This window comes from Rickettsia endosymbiont of Culicoides newsteadi, assembly GCF_002259525.1.
Taxonomy (GTDB): Bacteria; Pseudomonadota; Alphaproteobacteria; order Rickettsiales; family Rickettsiaceae; genus Tisiphia.
In genome coordinates, this window is sequence record NZ_MWZE01000126.1 from 1 (window position 1) to 3,201 (window position 3,201).

Genomic DNA, 3,201 nt, shown 5'->3' on the forward strand with positions numbered 1-3,201 from the left:
AACGATTATTATGTATAAAAGGACAATGTTCTTTTATTACTTCATTTAATACTGTTTTTACATCCATAACCTACTATCTCCATCATCATTAAATAATGAAGATATTCTATCAATTCTTGCTATTTTGCAACAATTTCGTGGGGATATATCAGATTGCGAGGAGCTACTTTAGTAGCGACGAAGCAATCCACATAATAATCTTCATGTTCACTGGTAATGACGAAAAAGCTTATGACTTCTTTACCAATTCATCGATCAATGTATCAAAACCACTATTACTGAGAATATTCATGAACTCTGACTGTTGGGAACTTATCATACTAACACCTTCCGTAATAACATCTGAAACTTTAAAACTAGAATTATCGCTTGCATCTTTTTGACGTACCAAGTAGTTTACTTTAGCTGTTCCTATCAACATTTCTACCATAAACTCACCTTTATCAAGAATACGCACTTGTTCAACTTTAGGCTGTTGACCATGATAATTTTTTACCAAATCAGCATAGACTGTACTGACATAATTACCATAAACTTCTGTAAATTGTTTAATTTGTTCAGGGGTTAAAGTTCTTCTGTAGACCCCAAGGGTAAATTTAGCCATCCAATCTAAATCCAGGTTAGCTAAAATTAGCATCTTACTTTTAGCAATTTTGCCATCTTGAGTTAAATTTTGATCATTAAATACCTCTAGACCATTTTTTATTAGCTGATTAACATAGCTATCAACCCCCGCATTATTATCATTAGCAGTTGAATAGGCTGACAAAGAAAGGAAATTTAAAATTAAGCAAACAATAAATTTTTTCATAATTTTCTATAATTTAGTTAGGTTTAGGGCATTTAAATTGTTTAGGATAGGCAATTACAGATTCCCGATTTTGATGCATAGCTGATCTTACAGCTATGTAAGGATCGGTAGAACTACGTGTTATATAGTCAGTAAATGGTAATAATCCTAACCTAGTATCTATAATTTGTACACTAGATACTACCATTTCAAAATTCCTATGTACCCTATACATTATAGGATTTAAATAACTATTTGTAAATACCGTATCTGTGAAGTCTCTTGCATTAGTAGCACCAATAAATGGTAGGACTAAGTATGGTCCAGGCCCTACTCCATAATGAGCTAAAGTATTCCCCAAAGTTTGTTTGGTAACTTTTAAGCCAATTTTACTTGCTACGTCAAATAATCCGCCTATACCAAATGTACTATTGATAAGAAATCTCCATATACTCTTCATAGTTTGATCATAATTCATCTGTAAGCCATAATTGACAGCAGTCAAAGGTATAGTAATGTTATCTAGAAAACTACTCACTCTAGCTTTGGTATAATCATTAGTAAATTGTTTATAGCCTATAGTAATAGGTCGCAAAAACAGATAATCTAAAATGGAGTTAAAGACAAAGATTTTACGATTCAGTTTTTCATAAGGATCATAGACTTGCATACAACCATTCTTGGCACTATAAACATACTGAAAATCATCATTATCTTGAGTATTTTGAACATCCGCTATTGCGGTTAGGTTAAAAAAGTTAAGTATAACTAATGCTAGTAATATAAATCTCTTCATTATAGGTTTCATCAATGATTTTTCTTACAAACCACCATATAGTATTTATCATTTTTTTCTATAACTAATTCCTCACTACTTAATACAGTGAATTTAGTTTGACTTAAAGCTTCCTTGATATCTGTTATAGCAAAAATAAATTCTTTTCTTTTTAATGAAAGATTTGTAACGTTATTTATTGGCAAACAAAATGCAAAATACCCTAATTTATTGACTATTGAATAAATATCATTAAAGTAAGTTGACAGATTCTTAGTAAAAGAAAGAGCGTTAAAACTTAATATCACATCATATTTATTAGAATGTTGCTTAATAAAGTCTGGTATAGAAACTTCTAGTATATTATCATAGATATTCATATTTAGGGCAAAAACATTCATGGCTTCTGAACTTTCTACACCAGTAAAAGTAAAGCTATCAGGAAAACGCTTTTTAACCTCAGCCCCCACTAAACCTGTATTACTACCTAGCTCTAAAATGCGGTAATTATCAGGCAAATCTGTTATGCCACTCATAATCCTACTGACAAAATTATGAGGTAGGTATAGTTGCTTATTACTACAAAATTTGTTGTTATAATATTCAGCCGTAAGATTTCTATATTGATGCCAAATTTGCGAAGGAATATCTGACGAATTATTATAATTTTGTAAAAAAGTTCCTAACTTGACTGGATCAGATTCAGAAGCTTTTTGTAGATGATACAAAGCCTTTTGATAATTATTTTTTAAGAAATATGTCCAACCAAGCCAGTAATTAACTTGGCAAGAATTATAGTCAATTGAGGAGAAGTTGGTGACGTCGTCCCTCGTTGCTCGCCTATTACTTATAGGCGTCGCTCCATCGCTCCTAGCCCCAAATTCTCCTGAATTGACTAAAGCTTGGTCTGAATTAGAAAAAAATTTATCAACCAATTTAAACCTTAATATAGCGTCATTTAAGTTATTCTTATATAAATGTTCTATACCAAGCTTTAAATTAGTTTCTTTTAAGTGTGTTACCTTATATTTTACATCGGTAAAATAATTGATCAACGTAAAAATTTTCTCCATATACCAAGATGGAAAATTTTTGCAAAAATGATAGCATGATTTCATCTTATCCTTTATTAAACCGTAACTGTTATAAATAATTTTGCTGCCAAACATAAAGTCTATGAAATTTGATTTTGTTAATATATATAATAGCATATATATTAACTAGCACTAATGACTTTGTCTATAATTATAGTCAATTGATGGGAAATTGGGGACGTCATTACTCGTCGCTCCTAGCCCCAAATTCTCCTGAATTGACTATACATAAAATAAATCTAATATTTCTCTTTGCTCCACCATTTTTTCTCTTCTTGTGGTAATTCTGAATTTAATAATGTTTGTCATATATGGACGAGTGAATTTGTCAAGAAAGAAAATAAAAAAATAGAGCCACAAAGGAAGCGGTCATATATTCGGCATCGAGTGCCATAATGGTTTCTGCATTCTTATAAATATCCTTGAGTGACCTCTCATTCCCACGGCTTCTAGAGCCTCGACATAATTACGGATTTTATTCAGAATACTTATTCATTAACTCTTTAACTTTCGTTCTCTTTATTGTTACTATTCTTTACTCA

At 30.9% G+C, this 3,201-nt stretch carries 2 protein-coding genes and 1 pseudogene; all 3 read right to left on the reverse strand.

What is annotated here, in order from left to right:
* Window positions 1–229 precede the first annotated feature (229 nt).
* Window positions 230–811 (reverse strand): MlaC/ttg2D family ABC transporter substrate-binding protein, encoded by a 582-nt coding sequence (locus tag RiCNE_RS06635; protein ID WP_094649780.1) that lies wholly within the window; start codon window positions 809–811, stop codon window positions 230–232.
* A 13-nt stretch (window positions 812–824) separates the two neighbouring features.
* A complete protein-coding gene (locus RiCNE_RS06640) occupies window positions 825–1,586 on the reverse strand; it encodes an MlaA family lipoprotein (RefSeq protein ID WP_094649782.1) in 762 nt (253 codons plus the stop codon).
* A 182-nt stretch (window positions 1,587–1,768) separates the two neighbouring features.
* Window positions 1,769–2,776 (reverse strand): annotated as a pseudogene (locus RiCNE_RS06645) (palindromic element RPE2 domain-containing protein); the annotation flags it as partial.
* Window positions 2,777–3,201: the final 425 nt, after the last annotated feature.

Bases quoted from the DNA above. Each gene is read 5' to 3' on its own strand.
- RiCNE_RS06635 (WP_094649780.1), bottom strand. From the start codon at position 811: ATGAAAAAATTTATTGTTTGCTTAATTTTAAATTTCCTTTCTTTGTCA.
- RiCNE_RS06640 (WP_094649782.1), bottom strand. From the start codon at position 1,586: ATGAAGAGATTTATATTACTAGCATTAGTTATACTTAACTTTTTTAAC.